The sequence below is a fragment of the Streptomyces sp. CBMA152 genome, assembly GCF_014596475.1.
Lineage (GTDB): Bacteria > Actinomycetota > Actinomycetes > Streptomycetales > Streptomycetaceae > Streptomyces.
On the sequence record NZ_MECJ01000029.1, the window covers coordinates 122,602 to 141,468 of the forward strand.

The 18,867-nt window shown below is 69.4% G+C and carries 20 protein-coding genes; 16 read left to right on the forward strand and 4 right to left on the reverse strand.

Going from position 1 to position 18,867, the window contains the following annotated elements:
* Nucleotides 1-5: 5 nt before the first annotated feature.
* Nucleotides 6-500, reverse strand: a complete 495-nt coding sequence (locus BG418_RS27560; RefSeq protein WP_188276704.1) for a MarR family winged helix-turn-helix transcriptional regulator — start codon at nucleotides 498-500, stop codon at nucleotides 6-8.
* Between the two features lie 181 nt (nucleotides 501-681).
* Between BG418_RS27560 and BG418_RS27565 the strand changes: the two genes are divergently transcribed.
* The 14 genes from BG418_RS27565 to BG418_RS27630 all read left to right on the forward strand — a co-directional run bounded on the left by BG418_RS27565 (nucleotide 682) and on the right by BG418_RS27630 (nucleotide 14,124).
* Entirely contained in the window at nucleotides 682-2,154 is a 1,473-nt protein-coding gene (locus tag BG418_RS27565; RefSeq protein WP_188276705.1) for an MFS transporter, read from the forward strand.
* Between the two features lie 178 nt (nucleotides 2,155-2,332).
* Complete coding sequence (locus BG418_RS27570) at nucleotides 2,333-2,668, forward strand: antibiotic biosynthesis monooxygenase (RefSeq protein WP_188276706.1); 336 nt, start codon at nucleotides 2,333-2,335, stop codon at nucleotides 2,666-2,668.
* A gap of 1 nt (nucleotide 2,669) precedes the next feature.
* Nucleotides 2,670-3,596, forward strand: coding sequence for an MBL fold metallo-hydrolase (locus BG418_RS27575; protein WP_188276707.1), 927 nt, complete (start codon nucleotides 2,670-2,672; stop codon nucleotides 3,594-3,596).
* 70 nt (nucleotides 3,597-3,666) lie between these two features.
* Nucleotides 3,667-4,365 (forward strand): TetR/AcrR family transcriptional regulator, encoded by a 699-nt coding sequence (locus BG418_RS27580; protein WP_188276708.1) that lies wholly within the window; start codon nucleotides 3,667-3,669, stop codon nucleotides 4,363-4,365.
* Nucleotides 4,362-4,826, forward strand: coding sequence for a hypothetical protein (locus tag BG418_RS27585; protein ID WP_188276709.1), 465 nt, complete (start codon nucleotides 4,362-4,364; stop codon nucleotides 4,824-4,826). The genes BG418_RS27580 and BG418_RS27585 overlap by 4 nt, the downstream gene beginning before the upstream one ends.
* A 274-nt stretch (nucleotides 4,827-5,100) precedes the next feature.
* The gene (locus tag BG418_RS27590; RefSeq protein ID WP_188276710.1) at nucleotides 5,101-6,435 is read left to right on the forward strand and encodes a beta-ketoacyl synthase; all 1,335 of its coding nucleotides are present in this window, start codon (nucleotides 5,101-5,103) and stop codon (nucleotides 6,433-6,435) included.
* Nucleotides 6,432-7,655 (forward strand): ketosynthase chain-length factor, encoded by a 1,224-nt coding sequence (locus tag BG418_RS27595; protein ID WP_188276711.1) that lies wholly within the window; start codon nucleotides 6,432-6,434, stop codon nucleotides 7,653-7,655. Before BG418_RS27590 ends, BG418_RS27595 begins: the two co-directional genes overlap by 4 nt.
* 107 nt (nucleotides 7,656-7,762) lie before the next feature.
* Complete coding sequence (locus BG418_RS27600; protein WP_188276712.1) at nucleotides 7,763-8,026, forward strand: acyl carrier protein; 264 nt, start codon at nucleotides 7,763-7,765, stop codon at nucleotides 8,024-8,026.
* A gap of 98 nt (nucleotides 8,027-8,124) precedes the next feature.
* Complete coding sequence (fabG, locus tag BG418_RS27605; RefSeq protein ID WP_188276713.1) at nucleotides 8,125-8,910, forward strand: 3-oxoacyl-ACP reductase FabG; 786 nt, start codon at nucleotides 8,125-8,127, stop codon at nucleotides 8,908-8,910.
* A 46-nt stretch (nucleotides 8,911-8,956) separates the two neighbouring features.
* Complete coding sequence (locus BG418_RS27610) at nucleotides 8,957-9,907, forward strand: aromatase/cyclase (protein ID WP_188276714.1); 951 nt, start codon at nucleotides 8,957-8,959, stop codon at nucleotides 9,905-9,907.
* Nucleotides 9,908-9,916: 9 nt separating this feature from the next.
* Entirely contained in the window at nucleotides 9,917-10,567 is a 651-nt protein-coding gene (locus tag BG418_RS27615) for a 4'-phosphopantetheinyl transferase superfamily protein (protein ID WP_188276715.1), read from the forward strand.
* Between the two features lie 8 nt (nucleotides 10,568-10,575).
* Complete coding sequence (locus BG418_RS27620) at nucleotides 10,576-12,144, forward strand: acyl-CoA carboxylase subunit beta (protein WP_188276716.1); 1,569 nt, start codon at nucleotides 10,576-10,578, stop codon at nucleotides 12,142-12,144.
* 26 nt (nucleotides 12,145-12,170) lie between these two features.
* Nucleotides 12,171-12,374 (forward strand): acyl-CoA carboxylase epsilon subunit, encoded by a 204-nt coding sequence (locus tag BG418_RS41240; protein ID WP_399000901.1) that lies wholly within the window; start codon nucleotides 12,171-12,173, stop codon nucleotides 12,372-12,374.
* Complete coding sequence (locus BG418_RS27630) at nucleotides 12,367-14,124, forward strand: biotin carboxylase N-terminal domain-containing protein (protein ID WP_188276718.1); 1,758 nt, start codon at nucleotides 12,367-12,369, stop codon at nucleotides 14,122-14,124. Before BG418_RS41240 ends, BG418_RS27630 begins: the two co-directional genes overlap by 8 nt.
* Nucleotides 14,125-14,354: 230 nt before the next feature.
* Here BG418_RS27630 and BG418_RS27635 read toward each other — a convergent pair whose 3' ends face one another.
* Both BG418_RS27635 and BG418_RS27640 read right to left on the reverse strand, forming a co-directional pair.
* Nucleotides 14,355-15,140 (reverse strand): AfsR/SARP family transcriptional regulator, encoded by a 786-nt coding sequence (locus BG418_RS27635; protein WP_188276719.1) that lies wholly within the window; start codon nucleotides 15,138-15,140, stop codon nucleotides 14,355-14,357.
* 542 nt (nucleotides 15,141-15,682) lie between these two features.
* A complete protein-coding gene (locus BG418_RS27640; protein WP_188276720.1) occupies nucleotides 15,683-16,387 on the reverse strand; it encodes a DUF5324 family protein in 705 nt (234 codons plus the stop codon).
* A 348-nt stretch (nucleotides 16,388-16,735) separates the two neighbouring features.
* Between BG418_RS27640 and BG418_RS27645 the strand changes: the two genes are divergently transcribed.
* Together BG418_RS27645 and BG418_RS27650 are read left to right on the forward strand one after the other, a co-directional pair.
* The gene (locus tag BG418_RS27645; RefSeq protein ID WP_188276721.1) at nucleotides 16,736-17,269 is read left to right on the forward strand and encodes a peptidylprolyl isomerase; all 534 of its coding nucleotides are present in this window, start codon (nucleotides 16,736-16,738) and stop codon (nucleotides 17,267-17,269) included.
* 130 nt (nucleotides 17,270-17,399) lie between these two features.
* Nucleotides 17,400-18,269, forward strand: coding sequence for a rhomboid family intramembrane serine protease (locus BG418_RS27650; RefSeq protein WP_188276722.1), 870 nt, complete (start codon nucleotides 17,400-17,402; stop codon nucleotides 18,267-18,269).
* Between the two features lie 307 nt (nucleotides 18,270-18,576).
* On the opposite strand, the gene crgA is transcribed toward BG418_RS27650, so the two are convergent.
* Nucleotides 18,577-18,834, reverse strand: a complete 258-nt coding sequence (gene crgA / locus BG418_RS27655; protein ID WP_101389137.1) for a cell division protein CrgA — start codon at nucleotides 18,832-18,834, stop codon at nucleotides 18,577-18,579.
* Nucleotides 18,835-18,867: the final 33 nt, after the last annotated feature.

The following is an 18,867-nucleotide window of genomic DNA, read 5'->3' on the forward strand; positions in this document are numbered from 1 at the left end:
GGGGGTCAGCCCTTCGTACGCCACTGGGGGTCGAACCCGCGGATGACGTCGTCGAGCATCCCCCGCAGGCTCTCCAGCTCGGTGAGGCCCAGACCGGAGAGGGCCTGCTGGATGTTGTGCACCTGTAGGGGCAGCGCCTTGGCCAAGGTGGCGCTGCCGCTCGGGGTGAGCACCGCGTAGACGGCTCGCTTGTCCTCCGGCGGGGTCTCCCGGCGGACCAGACCGGCGCGCTCCATGCGGTCGACGAGCTTCGTCACGCTCGCCTTGGAGACCACCAGGTCGCGGCTGAGCTGGAGCAGCCGTATCCGCGAGCCCTCGGCCCGGTTGAGCCGGGCCAGGACCTCGAACCACACGAGGGAGATGTCGAGTTCCTGGGTCAAGGAGCGGTCCAGGGTCTTGGAGACATGGCCGTAGGCATGCACCAGCGAGATCCATGCCCGGAATTCCGGTCCGTCGATTCCGCTGGGGGCAGGGGTCACCCCGGGCGCCTCGGTTGACATGTTAACTGCTCCTTGCTTATGGTGACGCTATTGCGGTTTCCAAGTTAACCCTTGCATGGCGGACCGTTTTTGTCACGCCAACGGCAATCCCGGTTCCGGGAGCCCGTGAGGCCGTACGCGTAGTCGGCGTCCACTACCGCACATCGATCCGCAGTCCATTCGAAATCCAAAGGAGTCGGAGATGGGCAGCCCCACCTCCCCGGATGCGTCCGAGGCCACCATCGGTCATTCCGGACGCACCATGACCGTGACCGCCATCGCCACCTTCATGGTGTCTCTCGACCAGCTGGTCGTGACCACCGCGTTGACGAAGATCAGGGAGCATCTGAACACCGGCCTCCAGGGGCTGGAGTGGACGGTCAACGCCTATACCCTCACCTTCGCCGTCTTCCTGCTCACGGCCTCCGCCCTGGCCGAGCGCTTCGGACGGCGCCGGCTCTTCCTGATCGGTCTCACCCTGTTCACCGGGGCGTCGGCGATGGCCGCACTGGCCCCGGGGATCGGGGTGCTCATCGCGGCCCGCGCGCTCCAGGGCATGGGGTCGGCCATCGTGCTGCCGCTCTCCCTGACCCTGCTCTCCGCAGCGGTCCCGGCGAGCAAGCGTGGAGCCGCTCTCGGTGTGTGGGGCGCGGTGGGCGGACTCGGCGTCGCGCTCGGCCCGGTGATCGGCGGGTTCATCACCGAGGACGCTTCCTGGCAGTGGATCTTCTGGCTGAACGTGCCGATAGGCGTGGCGCTCCTCGCGATGTCCTCGGCCTGGCTGACGGAGAGCCATGGGCCGCTGGCCCGGCTCGACCTGGTGGGCACGGTGCTGGCCTGCCTCGGTCTCCTCGGCGTCGTGGTCTCGATCATCCGGGGCGACTCGGCGGGCTGGACCAGCGCGCAGACCCTGGGCGCGGGGATCGGCGGCCTCGTGGTGCTGGCGGCGTTCGTCGTCTGGGAGTTGCGGACGCCCCATCCGATGCTGCCGATGCGACTTTTCTCCGGGCGTACCTTCGCCACGGTGAACCTGCTGTCGCTGTTCATGTTCTTCGGTATGTTCGGCTCGATCTTCCTGATCACCCAGTACCTGCAGACCGCGCTGGGCTACTCGCCGTTCGCCGCGGGACTGCGCTTCCTGGCCTGGACGGGTGTGGTGCTCATCGCGGCCCCGCTGGGCGGCGGCCTGTCCGACAAGATCGGCGGCAAGCCGATCATCGTGGCCGGTCTGGTCCTGCAGAGTGTGGGCCTGCTCTGGCTGACCCTGTCCATCACGACCGGGAGCTCGTTCCTCTCCCTGGTGCCGGCGTTCGTCTGCAACGGCTTCGGCATGGGCCTGTACTTCGGGCCGGCCGGCAACGTCGTGATGGGTTCGGTGCGCCGCGAGGAGGAGGGCATCGCCTCCGGTGCCAACAACGCGATCCGCGAACTCGGCGGTGTGTTCGGAGTGGCCGTGCTCGCCGCGGTGTTCGCCGGCCACGGCGGATACGACACCAAGGCCCACTACGTGCACGGTCTGCACGCCGCCCTGTGGGTCGGCTTCATCTTCGTCGCCCTCGGCGCGATCACCGCTGTGCTGATGCCCCATCAGCGTCCCGTACCCGCCAAGGCGGAGGCCGAGCCGGTCGGCGAAGCCACCCGTGAGGCGGAGCTCGCGCTCGCCGTCGGCGAGTAGCGCGCGACCGCCCCCTCATACCGGGCCCGGGTCCGACGCCGCCCCCGCCGTCGCTCCCGGGCCCTTCCCTATCGGGGCCCCGCGCCCGGCCCGTCACAGCACGTGGGTGGCGCGGAACAACCCTGGACTTTCCGCCGTGGCCCGGTGGGAGTCACGGCGGACCGGGTCAAGCCCGTGCATGGCGCACCCCAAGGCAGAGAAAAGGGATATTTACATGATCATCCTTGTGAACGTCTTCGAAGTTCGAGGATCGGTGTCCGATTTCGAGCACGCATTCGCGGCTGTTTCCGAGTGCTTGAGGGCGCAGCCCGGCTTCCACCACCACAGGCTGCTCCGCTCCCAGGACGCGGAGTCGACGTACATCAATGTCGCGGAGTGGGAGGACGAGCAGTCGCTGAACGACGCGCTGGCCCGTCCGGAAGTCATCGAACACCTGCGTCCGCTGGCCGCGTTGGCGACCGGTGCGCCGACGATCTGCCGCCCCGTGTTCGAGCGTTCATCTCTGGAGGTATGACATGTCCCTCGTCCACACCGACCCCGTGGCACCGGTGCACGAGGTCCGGGAGATCGAAGAGGGTGTCTACGCCTACCTCCAGCCCGACGGCGGCTGGTGCCTGAACAACGCGGGCATCGTGCTGGCCGACTCAGGACCCGTACTCGTGGACACCGCGGCCACCGAGGCGCGCGCCCGGCAACTGCGGCGAGCGGTCCGGGAACTCGGCCCGAGACCGGTGGACATCCTCGTCAACACCCACAGCCATGGTGACCACACCTTCGGCAACCACCTCTTCGAGAACGCCACGGTGGTCGCGCACCGGCAGGCGGCCGTCGAGATGGCCGAGCACGGGCTGGGGCTCACGGGTTTGTGGCCCGATGTGCGGTGGGGCCATGTGGAGATGGGTACCCCCGAGGTCGTCTTCAGCGACCGTATGACCCTGCCGACGTCCGGTTTCCGGATCGAGCTGCTGCACTTCGGTCCGGGGCACACGGCGGGCGACGCGGTCGTCTGGCTGCCCGACCAGCGCGTTCTGTTCACCGGCGACCTGGTCTTCTCCGGCGCCACGCCGTTCGTCCTCATGGGGTCGGTGGCGGGAACCCTGCGGGTGCTCGACCAACTGCGGGCGCTGGAACCGCTGGTGGTGGTGCCCGGCCATGGACCGGTGGGCGGCCCCGAACTGCTGGACGCGGACGCCGACTATCTGCGGTGGGTGCGTGGCCTGGCCCGCCAGGGCATCTCCGAGAACCTGGAGCCCTTGCCGCTCGCGCGCTCGGTGGATCTGGGTCCGTACGCCCAACTGCTCGACAGCGAAAGGCTGGTGGGCAATCTGGCCCGGGCGTACGCGGAAGAGCGAGGGGCCGAGCCCGCCGCCCCGCTCGACGTTCCCGCCGTGTTCGGGGAAATGGTCGACTACTGCGGCGCGCATCCGCACTGTGCCGCGTGATGACGTCCCGCCGCGCCACGTGAACCGTCTCCCGGCCGTCGATGCCGGGGAGTCCCAAGGAGCCGCCCCCATGCCGGCAACACCGGTGCCCTCCGGAGCCCCCCGCGGCCGCCGCCGGGAGGCCGAGCGCAACGACGCACGCCTGCTCGTCGCCGCACACGAGGCGCTGTCGGAGGTCGGCTGGAGCGCCTCCGTGACCGAGATCGCCAAACGGGCCGGAATCGGCATGGGCAGTTTCTACCGCCGGTATCGGGGCAAGGTGGCGATGGCCCAGCATGTACGGGTCGTCGGCATGACGCGCCTTGCCGAGGCGGCCGAAGCGGCCGCGGCCGAGGAACTCGACGGCTGGCAGGCGCTGGTCCGGTTCATGGACGAGGCCGTCGGCTCGCCCGCCGCGACGCTGCTGCCGGTGATCGGCGGCATCCTGCCGGTCACCCGGGAGGTCGAGAACGCCTCTGCCCGGCTCCGCGACGCCATCGAGGTGATCCTGGAGCGCCCCCGGACCGAGGGAGTGCTCCGGCAGGACGTGAGCGCGGCCGACCTGGTGCTGCTCCTGGTGCATCTGAAGACACGGCTTCCCGGTCGGCCCGAGCGCACCCGCCAGCTGCGGCAGCGCTATCTCCACATGGCCTTGCAGGGGATGCGGTGCGCACCTTCGGTGCCACCACCGGAGCTGCCTCACCCCACCCCGGACTGGCAAGAGCTGCATGCCTTATGGGACAGACCATCGGATACGCGACCACACATGCGGAAGGACAACGAAGGATGAACTGTCTCGTCACCTCGCGCGGCACCACTTCCGCCCTGGTGCTCGCCCAGACGCTGGCCGTGCTCTACACCACCGGCTTCGTGTGGACGCTGCAGCTGATGGACTACCCCATGGTGGCCAGGCTCCGTGCCGGTGCGGCGGAGTCGTACATGGCCGCCCACAACCAGATGTTCTGGCGTGTCCTCGCCCCCGGCCTGCTGGTGGCCGCTCTGACGTCGGTGCTGTTCGTCGTGGCCAGGACCCCGGCGGTCCCGCTCTGGGCGGCGCTGTTGTCCGTGGTGCTGCTGGTCCTGATCCTGGTCCTCTCCGGCGCTGTGGCCACGCCCGACCGGATCGCCCTCGCGGAGCGTTTCTCCCCGTCCGTCCACGCCCATCTGCTCCGCGTGAGCTGGGTCCGTACGTCGGCCTTCACCGCCTGGAGCGGCCTGGACGCCTGGCTGGTCTGGCGGCTCATGCGCTGAACCGGGACCCCCATCGCCCCTGCGCCGGCCTGCGACACGGATCACCGTGTCGCAGGCCGCAGTCGTGTCCGGGGGCATCGCTCGCGGGCCGGTGGAGGCCGACTCGTGAACTCCTTGGCCAGCCTTTGAGCGGCCCTTGAGGCCGCGTCGAGAGCGTGTACCCAGCCGGTCCGGCCCTTCCGCCGACGGCCGCTCCAAGTCATGCGTCCCCGTGCGCGCCGGCAGTCGGCGGACAGCCGTAAGGCGCGGGGACTCTCTACGAAAGGCAGCCGACATGTCAGCGACGGACCCTGCTGCGGACTCCCACCGCGCAGCAGAGCCGGGTCGAGAGCCCACAGCCCCGCGCCGGGTGGTCATCACCGGCATCGGAGTGGTGGCACCCGGCGGTACCGGTACCAAGGCGTTCTGGGACCTCATCACGTCGGGTCGCACCGCGACCGGTCGTATCTCGTTCTTCGATCCTTCACCGTTCCGCTCGCAGGTGGCGGCCGAGTGCGACTTCGACCCGCTGCTCCAGGGGCTGACGCCGCGTGAGATCCGCCGTATGGACCGGGCGACGCAGTTCGCCGTCGTCGGGGCCGGTGAGGCGGTGCGCGACAGCGGACTCGACTTCGCGGGTCCGGATCCGGCCCGGATCGGGGTCACCATCGGCAGCGCGGTCGGCGCGACCATGGGGCTCGAGGAGGAGTACGTCGTTCTGAGCGACAGCGGGCGCAAGTGGCTCGTGGACGCCGAGTACGGAGTTCCGCACCTGTACGGGCACTTCGTGCCGAGCAGCATCGCCTCCGAGGTCGCCTGGGCCGTGGGCGCCGAGGGCCCCGCGGCCGTCGTCTCGGCCGGTTGCACCTCCGGTATCGACTCGGTCGGCTATGCCCGTGAGCTGATCGCCGAGGGCAGGGTCGACGTCATGGTCGCCGGTGCCACCGACGCCCCGATCTCACCGATCGCGGTCGCCTGCTTCGACGCCATCAAGGCGACCTCGCCCCGCAACGACGACGCGGAGCACGCCTCCCGGCCGTTCGACAAGAGCCGCAACGGCTTCGTGCTCGGCGAGGGCGCGGCGGTGTTCGTCCTGGAGGAGTACGAGCACGCCCGACGGCGCGGCGCGCACATCTATGCGGAGATCGCGGGCTTCGCGTCCCGCTGCAACGCCTTCCACATGACCGGACTGCGTCCGGACGGACGCGAGATGGCGGTCGCCATCGAGACCGCGCTCGCCGAGGCCCGGATGAACGCCGAGGACGTGAAGTACATCAACGCGCACGGCTCCGGCACCAAGCAGAACGACCGCCACGAGACGGCCGCGTTCAAGCGGAGCCTCGGCCAGCACGCGTACAACGTGCCGGTCAGCTCCATCAAGTCGATGATCGGCCACTCCCTCGGGGCGATCGGCTCCATCGAGATCGCGGCGTGCGCGCTGGCCATCGAGCACGGCGTGGTGCCGCCCACCGCCAACCTGCACACCCCCGACCCCGAGTGCGACCTCGACTACGTACCCCGAGTGGCCCGGGAACAGCGAGTGGACACCGCACTCACCGTCGGCAGCGGCTTCGGCGGATTCCAGAGCGCCATGGTGCTGACCCGAGCCCCGGAGAGGAAGACGGCATGACCGAGACCGTAGTGGTGACCGGGATCGGCGTGGTCGCGCCGAACGGTCTGGGCACCGAGGAGTTCTGGACCGCGACGCAGAAGGGCCTCAGCGGCATCGACCGGATCAGCCGCTACGACCCCAGCGGCTATCCCACCCGGCTCGCGGGCGAAGTGCAGGACTTCTACGGCGAGGAGCACCTGGCGAACCGCCTGCTGCCGCAGACCGACCGGATGACGCAGATGGCACTGGTCGCCTCGGACTGGGCGCTCGCCGACGCGGCCGTGGACCCCGGCGCGCTGCCGGAGTTCGACATGGGCGTGGTGACCGCCAGCGCTTCCGGTGGCTTCGAGTTCGCCCAGAACGAGCTGCAGAAGCTGTGGAGCAAGGGACCCGAGTACGTCAGCGCCTATCAGTCGTTCGCCTGGTTCTATGCCGTCAACACCGGCCAGATCTCCATCCGGCACGGCATGCGCGGCCCCAGCGGCGTCCTGGTCACCGACCAAGCCGGTGGCCTGGACGCGCTCGGCCACGCCCGACGGCACGTCCGCAAGGGCACCGGGCTGGTGATCTCCGGCGGAGTCGACGCCTCCCTGTCGCCGTGGGGCCTGGTCTCCCAGCTGACCACCGGACTGCTGAGCCCTACCGCCGATCCCGAGCGTGCCTACGCACCGTTCGACGACTCCGCGGACGGGTGGGTGCCCGGCGAGGGCGGCGCGATCCTGGTGCTGGAGAGCGAGTCCGGCGCGCGGGAGCGGGGTGCCCGGAGCTACGGCTCGATCGCCGGCTATGGCGCGACCTTCGACCCCAAGCCCGGCTCCGGCCGGGAACCGGGACTGCGCCGCGCCATCGAGATCGCCCTGGCCGACGCGGAGGTGTCCCCCTCGGACATCGACGTGGTCTTCGCGGACGCCGCCGGAGTGCGCGACCTGGACCGGGTGGAGGCCGAGGCCCTGAGCGCGGTGTTCGGCCCGAACGGGGTGCCCGTCACCGCCCCGAAGACGATGACCGGCCGCCTCTACTCGGGTGCGGCGTCCCTGGACACGGCGACGGCCCTGCTCGCCATGAGGGACGGGATCGTCCCGCCGACCCTGCGGGTGAGGGACCAGGCGGCCGACTGCCCGATCGACCTGATCCGGGACACCGCCCGCGAGATGACCGTGCGCCACGCGCTGGTGGTCGCCCGCGGCCACGGCGGATTCAACGCGGCCATGGTGCTGCGCGCCCCCACCGCCAACTGACCTGTTCGCGACGGCCGCCGCTCCCGGCGCGGCCGGAGCATCCGTGCGACGTATCCGCACGGCCTGACCGTACGACGTATCTGCGTATCGAAAACGAGGACACCACCATGGCAGCACGTGAGATGACCATCGCCGACCTGACCCGCATCCTGCGGGAGTGCGCCGGTGAGGACGAGGGCGTCGACCTCGATGGGGACATCCTGGACATTCCCTTCGCCGAGCTCGGCTACGACTCCCTGGCCCTGCTGGAAGCCTCCAGCCGTCTTGAGCGAGAGGTCGGCGTCAAGCTCTCCGACGACGCCGTGAGCGAGGCCGAGACGCCGCGCCTGCTGCTGGCCGCCGTCAACGAGGCGGTCCTGGCGGCCGTCTGAGCCATCCGAACCGCGGGCCTGTCGGCACCCCTCACCCGGCAGGCCCGCCCCCCGGCCCCAACCAAGACCCCTCATCGACGCGAGAAGAGAACACAGCAATGACCAACGACACGGCCGCCACGGTCATCGTCACCGGTGGAACCAGCGGAATCGGCCTCGCGGTCACGGAGAGTCTGGCCGCCGCCGGTGCCAAGGTCTTCATCTGCGCCCGTAACGCGGAAGGCCTGGCCGCCACCGTAAAGGACCTGCGTGAGCGGGGACTTGAGGTGGACGGCCGGACCTGCGACGTCCGCTCGCGGGACGACGTGCGCACCTTCGTCGAGGCCGCGGTGGCGCGTTACGGCACCGTCGACGCTCTCGTCAACAACGCCGGCCGCAGCGGCGGCGGCGTCACCGCCGACATCGACGACGACACCTGGTACGACGTCATCGACACCAACCTCAACAGCGTCTTCCTGATGACGCGCGAGGTCCTCAACACCGGTGGCATGCGGGCCAAGGAGCGCGGCCGCATCGTCAACATCGCCTCGACCGGCGGCAAGCAGGGCGTCGTCCTGGGCGCGCCCTACTCGGCGTCCAAGCACGGTGTCATCGGATTCACCAAGGCGCTGGGCCTTGAACTCGCGAAGTCCGGCATCACCGTGAACGCGGTCTGCCCCGGCTATGTCGAGACGCCCATGGCGCAGCAGGTGCGCTCCAACTACGCGCGCATCTGGGACACCGAGGAGCAGGCGGTCCTGGAGCGCTTCGAGACCAAGATCCCGCTGGGCCGCTACTCCACCCCGCAGGAGGTGGCCGGACTGGTCGGCTACCTGCTCTCGGATCTCGCCGCGTCCATCACCGCCCAGGCGCTCAATGTATGCGGCGGACTCGGCAACTACTGATGCGAACCGACGCCCATCCCCACGCGAAGACAAGGAGCCAAGCGCAATGAACGACGTACGGCACACCATCACCGCCGCTGCCGCGCCGGAGACCGTGTACGAACTCCTCGCCGATGCCGTGCTGTGGCCGGTGAACTTCCATCCGACCATCCACGTCGAGAAGTTGGACGGGGACAGCCGGACCGAGCGCATCCGGATCTGGGCGCTCGCCGGAGACCAGACCAAGACGTGGACCTCGCGCCGGGAACTGGACCCCGAGGCGCTGCGCATCACCTTCCGGCAGGAAGTCTCCCAGCCGCCGGTCGCGTCGATGTCCGGAAGCTGGACCCTCACGGCCCTCCCCGACGGCGGTACCAAGATCGCTCTCGACCACAGCTACCGGGCGGTCGACGACGACCCGGCGGGCCTGGCCTGGATCGCCGAGGTCACGGACCGCAACAGCCGTGCCGAGCTGGCGAATCTGAAGGCGCTCGCCGAGCAGGCCGATGCGGACTCGGCGCGCCGGCTGACCTTCGAGGACACCATCGTGGTGGACGGCGCCCGGGTGAGCGACGCGTACGCCTTCCTCTACGAGGCGTCGCGGTGGCCGGACCGGCTCCCGCACGTCTCCCGGATGGACCTGCAGGAGGACGAGCCGGGGGTCCAGGTCATGGAGATGGACACCGTCACCGCGGCCGGCGACCGGCACACGACCAAGTCCGTACGGGTCTGCTTCGCCGATGAGCGCATCGTCTACAAGCAGACGGTGCTGCCCCCGCTGCTGTCGGCCCACACCGGTGAGTGGCGCGTGGTGGCCGTGGACGGTGGCGTCGCGATCACGTCGCAGCACACCGTGGTGATCAACCCCGAGGCCGTGGCGGGCATTCTCGGCGAAACCGCGACCGTGGCCGACGCCCTCGACTTCGCCCGCAACGCGCTCACCGGCAACAGCCGGATCACCCTGGAGCACGCCAAGGCGTTCGCCCAGGGCGAGGCATCCCCCGCCGCGCAGGACTGAACCAGTCCCATGAACGCCGCCGTCACCGTCCACTGGGCGTATGCGGAGACGGACCCACGCTCCCAGGCCAGAGCGCTCCTGCGGAGCGCGGCCGCTGCCGCTGCCGCTGTCCGGCCGGTCGATGTGGTGATCGGCCGGGCGGCGTCCGGCCGACCGGAACTGGGCGGGGCCGCCACAGGGTGGCGCGCCGGCGTGAGCCACACCCGGGGTGTCGTGGCGGTCGCGCTCGCCGGGCCGCGCTCGCGGCTGTCGGGCATCGGAGTGGACGTGGAAGAAGTACGCCCGCTCGACGCGGTGACCCTCGCCGAGCGGTGGTTCACCCCTGACGAGGCGTCCTGGGTCCTGGCTCTGCCGCCCTCGCTGCGCCCGGTCGGCCTGCTGGACCTGTGGACCCGCAAGGAGTCCGCGGGGAAGGCGGTCGGCCTTGGGCTCACCCGTGGCGGGCTGCGCAGGCCGGTGGGAAGCCCGCCACCGGGCACGCTCCCCAGCACCTCCCGGCAGCTGGCACCGCTGCCCGGCGATCCGGAACTGTCGGCCACCGTGCTGCCGGGCCCGCCCGGCTATGTGCTGTCCTGCGCCGTTTGGGGCCCCGACGCCGTGACCGTGACCGCCGATGTCGCGGGAGACCAACGATCCATCCGGGATTCACGCAGAGAGTAGTGAACACGATGCGAACTGCCGAGCACACCGCCTCTCACCACCGGCTTGCCGAACTGCAGGAGATCAAGCAGTCGGTCCGCGAGGGTCCGGATCCGGCGGCCACCGAACGCCAGCACGCCAAGGGCAAGCTCACCGCGTACGAGCGGATCGAACTCCTGCTGGACGAGGGCTCGTTCACCGAGGTCGAGGCGCTCCGCAGACACCGGGCGACCGGCTTCGGCCTTGAACTGCGCCGCCCCCACACGGACGGGGTGGTGACCGGGTGGGGCACGGTGCACGGCCGTACCGTCTTCGTGTACGCGCACGACTTCCGGATCTTCGGCGGCGCGCTCGGCGAGGCTCACGCGACGAAGATCCACAAGATCATGGACATGGCCATCGCGGCCGGTGCCCCGCTGGTCTCCCTGAACGACGGCGCCGGCGCCCGTATCCAGGAGGGCGTCAGCGCCCTCGCCGGTTACGGCGGCATCTTCCAGCGCAACACGCGCGCCTCCGGTGTGATCCCGCAGATCTCCGTGATGCTCGGCCCCTGTGCGGGCGGCGCGGCCTACTCCCCGGCGCTCACCGACTTCGTCTTCATGGTCCGCGAGACCTCGCAGATGTTCATCACCGGTCCCGACGTGGTCCGCGCCGTCACGGGTGAGGAGATCAGCCAGAACGGCCTCGGCGGCGCGGACGTGCACGCGGGCACCTCCGGCGTGGCGCACGCCGCCTATGACGACGAGGAATCCTGCTTGGAGGACGTGCGCTTCCTCCTGTCGCTCCTGCCCGCCAACAACCGTGAACTCCCGCCCGCCGAGGAGTGCTCAGACCCGGCCGACCGGCGCGGCGACGCACTGCTCGACCTGGTGCCGCAGGACCCCAACCGGGCCTATGACATGCGCGCGGTGATCGAGGAGGTCGTCGACGACGGCGAGTTCTTCGAGGTGCACTCCGCCTGGGCCACCAACATCCTCTGTGCGCTTGCCCGACTGGACGGCCAGGTGGTCGGCATCGTCGCCAACCAGCCCTCGTCGCTCGCAGGGGTGCTGGACATCACGGCGTCGGAGAAGGGCGCCCGCTTCATCCAGTTGTGCGACGCGTTCAACATCCCGCTGGTCTCGCTGGTCGACGTCCCTGGGTTCCTGCCCGGCGTGAACCAGGAGCACGGCGGCGTCATCCGGCACGGCGCGAAGCTGCTGTACGCGTACTGCAACGCCACCGTGCCGCGTATCCAGGTGATCCTGCGCAAGGCATACGGCGGCGCGTACATCGTCATGGATTCCCGTTCCATCGGAGCCGACATCTCCTTGGCCTGGCCGTCCAACGAGATCGCGGTGATGGGCGCGGAGGGCGCGGCGAACGTGATCTTCCGGCGTGAGATCGCATCCTCTGACGACCCCGACGCGGTGCGGCAACAGAAGATCAAGGAGTACCAGACAGAGCTGATGCACCCTTACTACGCGGCGGAGCGGGGGCTGGTGGATGACGTCATCGACCCGCGCGACACCAGGTCGGTCCTGATCCGCTCCCTCGCGATGCTGCGCAGCAAGCACGCCGATCTGCCGTCGCGCAAGCACGGCAACCCTCCGCTGTGACGCCGGGCGGCCCGGTCGACATCCGGGTGCTCCACGGGAATCCGAACGACGAGGAACTGGCCCTGCTGGTCCTCGTGTTGCGCGGCATGGCCTTGAACAGGGCGGCCGTGCCCAACCGGCCCGGCACCACGACGGCCGGCTGGGGAGAGACACAACAGGTCGGCCACTGGTCGGCGGGCTCATGGAGAGTCCGTTCCCGGGGCATGGAGAGGGGGAGCCGTCGTGCGTAAGGTGCTGATCGCCAACCGTGGCGAAATCGCTGTCCGGGTCGCCCGCGCGTGCCGGGATGCCGGCATCGCGAGTGTGGCGGTGTACGCGGATCCGGATCGGGACGCGCTGCATGTGCGCGCGGCCGACGAGGCTTATGCGCTGCGTGGGGACACCCCGGCGTCGACCTATCTGGACATGGCCAAGGTGCTGGCGGCGGCCGCGGAGTCGCAGGCGGACGCGGTCCACCCGGGTTACGGGTTCCTGTCGGAGAACGCCGACTTCGCGCAGGCCGTCCTCGACGCCGGCCTGACCTGGATCGGCCCGCCCCCGCAGGCGATCCGCGATCTGGGTGACAAGGTCGCGGCCCGGCATATCGCGCAGCGGGCGGGTGCGCCGCTGGTGGCGGGTACTCCCGACCCGGTTGCAGGTGCCCATGAGGTCGTCGCCTTCGCCGAGGAGCACGGCCTGCCGATCGCGATCAAGGCGGCCTTCGGCGGCGGCGGACGCGGCCTCAAGGTCGCCCGCACCCTCGAAGAAGTCCCCGAACTCTACGAGTCGGCCGTCCGCGAGGCCGTTGCGGCGTTCGGGCGGGGCGAGTGCTTCGTGGAGCGCTACCTCGACAAGCCCCGCCACGTCGAGACCCAGTGCCTCGCAGACACCCACGGCAACGTCGTGGTCGTCTCCACCCGCGACTGCTCGCTCCAGCGCCGCCACCAGAAGCTGGTGGAAGAGGCCCCCGCACCGTTCCTCTCCCCGGAGCAGAACGCGCAGCTCTACAGCGCGTCGAAGGCGATCCTGAAGGAAGCCGGCTACGTCGGCGCGGGCACCGTCGAGTTCCTCGTCGGCGTGGACGGCACGATCTCCTTCCTTGAGGTCAACACCCGCCTCCAGGTCGAACACCCGGTCACCGAAGAAGTCACCGGCATCGACCTGGTCCGCGAGATGTTCCGCATCGCCGACGGCGAAGCCCTCGGCTACACCGACCCGCCGGTGCGCGGGCACTCCTTCGAGTTCCGCATCAACGGTGAGGATCCGGGGCGGGGCTTCCTGCCCGCGCCGGGCACGGTCACGCGGTTCGACGGGCCGTCGGGCCCCGGCGTGCGCCTGGACGCGGGCGTCGAGTCCGGCAGCGTGATCGGCCCGGCCTGGGACTCCCTGCTCGCCAAGCTCATCGTCACCGGGGCGAGTCGTGAGCAGGCGTTGCAGCGGGCTGTGCGGGCGTTGGGCGAGTTTCAGGTGGAGGGGATGGCCACGGCGATTCCCTTCCACCGTGCGGTGGTCGTCGACCCGTCCTTCACCGCCGATCCGTTTGCGGTGCACACGCGGTGGATCGAGACGGAGTTCGTCAACGACATCCCCGCGTTCACGGGTGGGGCGGTCGACACCGAGGACGAGCCCGTCCGGGAATCCGTGGTCGTCGAGGTCGGCACCAGACGATTGGAGGTCTCGCTGCCCGCTTCGCTGGGCATGACGTTCGCCCGTACCGGCGCGGTCGGCAGCGGCAGTGCGAAGCCCCAACGGCGGGCGGCGAAGAAGGCTGGGGCCGCGGTCTCGGGCGACTCGCTCACCTCGCCGATGCAGGGCACCATCGTGAAGGTTGCCGTCGAGGAGGGTCAGCAGGTCACCGAGGGCGAGCTCGTCGTCGTCCTGGAGGCGATGAAGATGGAACAGCCACTCAACGCGCATCGCTCCGGGACCATCAAGGGCCTCACTGCCGAGATCGGCGCATCCCTGGGCTCCGGCGCCCTCGTCTGTGAAATCAAGGACTGACGGCACTGAAAACGGCGAGGTCGGCAGCTGCATGCAGCTGCCGACCTCGTGATATGTGCCTCATTGAGAGGTGCTGGGAATTGTGCAACCCCATACCATTATTTTGTCCGGATTTTAATTTCCCTCAGTCTGCTGACGGTGATGGGCGGACATCGTTCCCCGTTAGTCGAACAGCATCCGCTCCGGAGTCCTAAATGGAGGTCGTTCCCTCCGTTTTCCCCGTGGGGAATTCAGTGTCCGCCCGCCAGGGAGACGTCACCGGAAAGAATGCGCTGATGGATGTTCCTGACGCGCGGTGACGGGTCCATGCCCAGTTCTGTCCGCAGGTTCTTGTGAAGTTTACGGAACGTCTCCAGCGCCTGTCCTGGCCGCCCTGCGCGGTACAGGGAAATCATGAGAAGAGAGTGAGTGTTCTCATGCAGCGGATTCTGGATGGCCAGCCCGGAAAGTTCGCCGATCAGCTGATGATGGTGGCCGAGGCGCAAATCGGCCTCGATGCGCTGCTCGACGGCGAACATGCGGGCCTCCTCCAGGGAGGTGCGGTGGGCAAGGAGCTGCGGACCGACCCGGACGTCCGCCAGCGCGGGGCCACGCCACATCTGCAGGGCTCGCTGCAGGGACATCGACGCTCGTTGGTTGTCACCGTCCGCGAGCGCCTTGCGCCCTTGTTCCGCGTGCCGGGTGAAGGCGTCGGCGTCCAGCTCTCCTTCGCCCCACGGCGCCAAGTGGTAGCCCCAGCCCGCGAAAGGCAGCACGTCTCGGGCGACTTCCTCGGCACTGATCTGCAGGCTTACGGCGAGTGAACGCCTCAGCAGGACGATGTAGGTCTGCACGACCGTCATCGCACTGGCCGGCGGATTGTGCTCCCACAATTCGTCGACGAGTTGCTCCACCGGTACGACGTGACCGGAGCGGACGGCGAGCAGGGCCAGCAGTTGGCGAGGCTTTGGCGCGGTCGGGGCCGCTTCGCGGCCCGCTGAGCTGACGGTAAGTGGCCCGAGTATTCCGATGTCCATTTCTTCCCCCTGGCTGTACGCGTATGGCGCGACGTGCCGACATCGCAGGGTGGGAGGAACCGGCTGCGATGGCGATCTTCCCCCCCTGGATGATCGCTTGAACGATACGATAGTTAACCTGTCACCTGTCAAGGTGAATCGGATTGGTACCGGTCCGGTTGGGGCTGCGGCAGCAGCCCTGTGCGACGCCTTCATCTGTGCGTGATGCGCACCGGCTCCGCGGTTGATGTAATTCGGTGAATCCTGAGGTCTTCTGGGTGTAGTTTCCGGTCGCCACACCCTCGGTTGTAGATCTGCGATGGAACTGTTGGATGTTGGTCTACGCGTGTAGTCAACTGCCTTATATCTGCGCTCAGTTGTGGGATGTGCCGCCTGCCTGGCGCCACTGTCCGGCGACAGGCAGGCGAATGCGCGGGTGAGTGGATGCCGGCGGGCGCGTACGTGCTGGTCAGGGTGGCTCCACGGCACGACGAAGGCGGGTGGCGTAGACCCTGGTCTACGCCACCCGCCTTCGTCGTATGTACGGCCATGAGGGGCCGAGGTCAGTGCCTGCCGTCGCGGTCCTCGGAGCCGTACTCGGCCTCCTCCTCGGCCTGCTTGGCCTCGACCTCGGGGTCCAGGACCGCGCGGTCGGCGCCGTCCACCGAGGAGAGCGGGGGGCGGTCGGCGACCTCGGTGGGGGCGGGGGGCTCGACCAGCCAGTCCGGGTTGGCCTGCTTGTCCCACCACTTCCAGGCGGCGACGGCGCCGCCCGCCAGGACGCCGAGCACCGCGAGGCCCTTGACCAGGCGTCCGGCCCGGGCCCGGCGCTGCTGCTTCTTCGCCAGCTTCTGGATCTGGCGCGGCGAGACCTGGCCGCGCAGCGCCGCCAGGGCGGCCGTGGAGCGGGCGATCGCCTCCTCGCGCACCGGCTGGGCGGCGGCGACCGCCTGGCTGACGCGGGGCGCCGTGTAGTCGGCGGCCTGGCGGGCGGCCCGGCGGGAGCGGGCGGCGGCCTGCCGGGCGACCTCGTCGACCTTCGGCGGCACATGCGGCGCCAGATAGGCGTCGTACTGGAGGTGGGCCTGGCCGCGCGCCTGCTGGGCGGCCTTGGACACCTTGGGCGCGATGCGTACGCGCGCCTCGTGGGCGTAGTGCGCGGCCTGGTTCCTGGCCGAGTCGGTGTAGGGCGCCACCACTTCCGCGGCGTGCACGATGCTGTCCTTCGCCGAGCCGGTCGCGGCGCGCACGCTCTCCATGCGGGTCACGTGATCCTCCTCCTTGGTGGCGGGGTCAGGGCGGTGCGGGGCGCTCCAGGGGGATGGCCCCGGAATGAGCACTGTGTCGCCTTTCCACCCATCTCGAAATCATGCCTGTCGGACGAGTACCCGGCATGCGCGCAATGGCATCCGGGTCAAACGGGGCGGCTTCGGGTGACGCGCGGGCGACAAGGCGCAACGGCGGTGCGAGGGGAGCTCGCGCTCGACAATGCCACGGTTCGCCCCGGGGCGCGCCCGTTCTGCGGGGATCGACGGGCACTCGCGTGCTTTTCCTTGCCGCGGGCCGCTCCGTGCGAGGATCGTGGGACGTCAGCGCAGACCGAAGGAAGGCAGACCGTGGCCGAGCAGCTTTACGCCACCCTGAAGACCAACCAAGGGGACATCGAGATCCGGCTTCTGCCGAACCACGCCCCCAAGACGGTCCGCAACTTTGTGGAGCTCGCCAAGGGCGAGCGCGAGTGGACGCACCCGGCGACCGGCAAGAAGTCCACGGACCGCCTCTACGACGGCACGGTCTTCCACCGGGTGATCAGCGGCTTCATGATCCAGGGCGGCGACCCGCTGGGCAACGGCACCGGCGGCCCGGGCTACGAGTTCGCCGACGAGTTCCACCCGGAGCTGGCCTTCGACAAGCCGTACCTGCTGGCCATGGCGAACGCCGGACCGGCCACCAACGGCTCGCAGTTCTTCATCACGGTGTCCCCCACCGCGTGGCTGACCCGTAAGCACACGATCTTCGGCGAGGTCACCAACGACGCCAGCAGGAAGGTCGTGGACGCCATCGCGGGCACCGCGACCAACCCGCGCACCGAGCGTCCGGTCAACGACGTGGTCATCGAGTCGGTCGTCGTCGAGTCCCGCGAGGGCTGACGCCCGAAACGACCCGTTCGAGGGGAACCAACCGCCCCGCCCGTCCGTATGACGTGACGAGCGGGGCGGCGCGATGCCGTACAGCCCGCACCCGAGTACGCCGTACCCGCACCCGAGCACAAGGAGCCCGATGGACCAGGCCAGCCTGCCGAGCTGCTACCGGCACCCGGGCGTGCAGACGGGGATCACCTGCACCCGCTGCGAGCGCCCGATCTGCCCGGAGTGCATGGTCAGCGCCTCGGTCGGCTTCCAGTGCCCGGAGTGCGTGCGCGCCGGCTCCGGTACGGGCCACGCGCCGACGGCGAACCAGCCGCGCACCATGGCCGGCGCGGCGCTCGCGCCCGGCGACCCGCATCTGCTCACCAAGGTCCTCATCGGGCTCAACATCGCCGTGTATCTGCTCCAGCAGGCGATCGGGGACAAGTTCACCGATGCGTACAGCCTGCTCGGACAGGCCATGGTGCCCGGGTTCAGCTCGGTGCAGGGCGTCGCCGAGGGACAGTGGTACCGCCTGGTCACCGCGATGTTCCTGCACGGCGGCATCACCCACATCGCCTTCAACATGCTCAGCCTGTGGTGGATCGGCGGCCCGCTGGAGGCGGCGCTGGGGCGGGTGCGCTATCTGGCGCTGTACTTCGTCTCCGGGCTCGCCGGCAGCGCGCTGACGTACTGGCTGGCCGCCGCGAACCAGCCCTCGCTCGGCGCCTCCGGCGCGATCTTCGGGCTGTTCGGCGCCACCGCTGTGCTGATGCGCAAGCTGAAGTACGACATGCGCCCGCTGGTCGCGCTGCTGGTGATCAACCTGGTGATCACCTTCAACCCCTGGGGCGGCATCGCCTGGCAGGCGCACATCGGCGGCCTCGTCGGCGGCACGGTGATCGCGTACGCCATGGTCCACGCGCCCCGCGAGCGCCGCGCGCTCGTCCAGTGGGGGACCTGTGGACTGGTGCTGCTGGCCGCGGTGGTCACGGTCATAGCCAGGACCGCCGAGCTCACCTGAGCCGCGCCGCCCGCCCCCGCCCTGGGGGACCACCAGGGCGGGCACACGGAGTCGGGCTTTCCCCCAAGGTTGTCCACAGTGTGTGCCGGATCTTGTGCATCCGGTGGGGAACAACTGTGCCCCTTGTCGCTGACCTGGGTTTTCCCAGCAGGGACAAGGGACAGGCCGTGGGCCGGTGTGGAACAGTGGCAGTCACACCGGCGTCAACACGGCAGAGGTTATCCACAGATCGTCTGACCTTTTCCCCAGTGTGGATAGCGTTGTGGATAACCCGTGGGCAAGGCTTGACGAGGAGGCTGCGGAAGAGCTACTTCCACTGCGTGGAGACACCGAAGCCGCCGGCGATGAAGCCGAAGCCGACCACGATGTTCCAGTTCCCGAAGGACTTCAGCGGCAGATCGCCCTCGGTCACATAGAAGAGGACGATCCAGGCGAGCCCGATCAGGAAGAACGCCAGCATCACCGGGGCCACCCAGCCCCGGCTGCCCAGCTTGATGGCGGTGGCCTGCTTCGCCGCCGGCGGCGGCGTGAAGTCGGCCTTCTTGCGGATACGTGACTTCGGCACGAGGAACACTCCTGTCGATGCGCTGCGTGACCG

What these genes read in the sequence shown, in the direction of transcription:
- BG418_RS27560 (WP_188276704.1), bottom strand. Translation starts at nt 500, where the DNA reads ATGTCAACCGAGGCGCCCGGGGTGACCCCTGCCCCCAGCGGAATCGAC.
- BG418_RS27565 (WP_188276705.1), top strand. Translation starts at nt 682, where the DNA reads ATGGGCAGCCCCACCTCCCCGGATGCGTCCGAGGCCACCATCGGTCAT.
- BG418_RS27570 (WP_188276706.1), top strand. Translation starts at nt 2,333, where the DNA reads ATGGCGCACCCCAAGGCAGAGAAAAGGGATATTTACATGATCATCCTT.
- BG418_RS27575 (WP_188276707.1), top strand. Translation starts at nt 2,670, where the DNA reads ATGTCCCTCGTCCACACCGACCCCGTGGCACCGGTGCACGAGGTCCGG.
- BG418_RS27580 (WP_188276708.1), top strand. Translation starts at nt 3,667, where the DNA reads ATGCCGGCAACACCGGTGCCCTCCGGAGCCCCCCGCGGCCGCCGCCGG.
- BG418_RS27585 (WP_188276709.1), top strand. Translation starts at nt 4,362, where the DNA reads ATGAACTGTCTCGTCACCTCGCGCGGCACCACTTCCGCCCTGGTGCTC.
- BG418_RS27590 (WP_188276710.1), top strand. Translation starts at nt 5,101, where the DNA reads ATGTCAGCGACGGACCCTGCTGCGGACTCCCACCGCGCAGCAGAGCCG.
- BG418_RS27595 (WP_188276711.1), top strand. Translation starts at nt 6,432, where the DNA reads ATGACCGAGACCGTAGTGGTGACCGGGATCGGCGTGGTCGCGCCGAAC.
- BG418_RS27600 (WP_188276712.1), top strand. Translation starts at nt 7,763, where the DNA reads ATGGCAGCACGTGAGATGACCATCGCCGACCTGACCCGCATCCTGCGG.
- fabG (WP_188276713.1), top strand. Translation starts at nt 8,125, where the DNA reads ATGACCAACGACACGGCCGCCACGGTCATCGTCACCGGTGGAACCAGC.
- BG418_RS27610 (WP_188276714.1), top strand. Translation starts at nt 8,957, where the DNA reads ATGAACGACGTACGGCACACCATCACCGCCGCTGCCGCGCCGGAGACC.
- BG418_RS27615 (WP_188276715.1), top strand. Translation starts at nt 9,917, where the DNA reads ATGAACGCCGCCGTCACCGTCCACTGGGCGTATGCGGAGACGGACCCA.
- BG418_RS27620 (WP_188276716.1), top strand. Translation starts at nt 10,576, where the DNA reads ATGCGAACTGCCGAGCACACCGCCTCTCACCACCGGCTTGCCGAACTG.
- BG418_RS27635 (WP_188276719.1), bottom strand. Translation starts at nt 15,140, where the DNA reads ATGGACATCGGAATACTCGGGCCACTTACCGTCAGCTCAGCGGGCCGC.
- BG418_RS27650 (WP_188276722.1), top strand. Translation starts at nt 17,400, where the DNA reads ATGGACCAGGCCAGCCTGCCGAGCTGCTACCGGCACCCGGGCGTGCAG.